We start from the raw sequence: 1984 nt of genomic DNA on the forward strand, positions 1-1984 counted from the left end.
TTCGGGTCGTCAGTCTTCACATCCGGCCAGGGGGAGGTCTTAGGGAGGTTCACCTTGGGGCTACCCCCCTGAGCGTACAGCGCCGCCGTCAACTCGCCGCGAGTAGCGCGCTGCTGCTGCTCCTGGGAGGTGAGCTTCGAGGTCAGGGTCTTGTATTCTCGCGTGGGCGCAGTAGCATCCGTGAAGTTCGGAACGCCCTCAAACTTCAGATCCTGACGAGCCATAAGAACACCGCGGTGCTCCGGCGCGTAACCCACAATCGGGGTGATGAGGGGCCTGTCCTTCTTGGTGAGGTCGTAGTCGTAGTCGCTCCACGCCTCAACGACGTACTGCTTAGAAGGATTCAGGGTGTTTGAGGGGATCTTGATGGTGCGGTAAAGAGTGCCTCCCTCCAGGCGGGTTACGCCATCGGGACTCTCATAGTAAGACTTCATATCGCTCATCGCCAGGACGGGCGTGCCGGTGCCCTTCTCACGAATCACGTACATGGCACCCTCGCGGCCAGGCAACTCCTCCCCAACGAAACCCTCACCCTGGACCAGTAGCTCCTGATCCTTCGTGGTGTCCTTCAGCGCATCGTACTTCAACTTAGGTGCCATGACCTCAGGATGGTAAGCGCGGGTGTACATCGGATTGTGGGCGATAACGTTCTTGCGAGCCCAAATATCCTCAATGCTCGACTGGGGCTGGCCCTTAGCCTCGGTCAAAATACCCGTCTCGTAACGCACCTCGTCCAGGGTGATACCCGGGAAATAATCGATGGGAGTGTAGAAGCTCTCCAGAGCCTTAGCCTTGATGGTCAGCTTCGCCTCAAAAGTGCCATCATCGGCAATGGTGAAGTCCTTACCCTCTTCAAAACGGAGCATCGACGTGGAAGGCTCAGCGTTACCGGGGCGGTCCTTCGTAGCAGCAATGTAGAAGACAACGGTGCCGTGCTGCTCACGCCATTCCTTGGTGAAACCGGTACCCTTCAGAGTCACGGTGCCACCCTCGCCGGTGTACAGAATGCCGTCATAATCAGCGGAGTACGTCGGCTGTGCCGCTACATCCTGAGCAACCGGCTTGGGGGTCACAGCATTTGCCGCCGGTGCATTGGCAGCAGGTGCCGCATCCTGGGCGAGTGCCGGAGTCATCGGCAGAACCATAGCGCCAGCCAGCACCAGTGCGCCGCAACCCTGCGCCGCACGGAGGAAAGAAGACTTAGAGTTCGGAAGCGAGGACATACATCATCCTTACGGGTCGTACCCATCGGGATAATACAGTTTCATAGGGCTTCTGGGGTGAGAAATCTCCGTCGAATCTGCGCCAACCCAATGAGAAAAGTGGTCGAATATCCCCATCGGTTTCGGGGACATTTTCACCCTATCAAAGGGTTGAACAGATATCAGGAAACACTCAATGGGGACTTGAAGGTTCTGAGGGTTTTCACAGGTTGACCAGCCACTAAGAACTGAGAACCCAGCACGCTAAACTCAGCAAACTAAACCCCGAAAACAGAACCCCGCGCTCCCGAATAGAAAACCATTCGGGAACACGGGGTTACTCAGACGGCTAGTTTAGCGAGCCTGGAAAGCAGTCAGAACAGTCTCCAGGTGGCCGCGAGTTAGCAGCTGCTTAGGAAGGAAATAGTGACCACCGTACACAGTAGGCAAATTCTGGCTCGCCCACAGAATCTCACGATAGAACGGAGCACCAGGCTTAACATCCACGTAGGGGGAATTACCCGTCACCGCAGGAGAACCCGCCGCACGGTAAGTAAACGCCGCAACGGTAGCGTTCGAAATACCAGCGTCCGCGTGGAACTTGCCGTCCGACCAGCCGTAGCTGATGCCCTTCTCACGAACCCAAATGTACGCAGCGTAGTTCGGGTCGTCAGTCTTCACATCCGGCCAGGGAGAAGTCTCAGGCAGCTTCACCTCGGGCGCGCCAGCCTGAAGGTACAGAGCCACCGCCAGCTCGCCGCGGGTAGCGCGTTCCTTGCGCT

At 57.3% G+C, this 1984-nt stretch carries 1 protein-coding gene and 1 pseudogene; both read right to left on the minus strand.

Annotated features, from left to right (window positions below; all coding sequences use genetic code 11):
* Positions 1–1223 (minus strand): peptidase (locus HMPREF2884_RS08250; protein ID WP_070616706.1); only part of this gene is annotated, 1223 nt, incomplete at its 3' end.
* Between the two features lie 333 nt (positions 1224–1556).
* Positions 1557–1984, minus strand: a pseudogene (locus tag HMPREF2884_RS08255) (S-layer homology domain-containing protein); the annotation flags it as partial.

Origin of the sequence: Rothia sp. HMSC073B08, assembly GCF_001812975.1 — a bacterium.
GTDB classification, from domain to species: Bacteria; Actinomycetota; Actinomycetes; order Actinomycetales; family Micrococcaceae; genus Rothia; species Rothia mucilaginosa.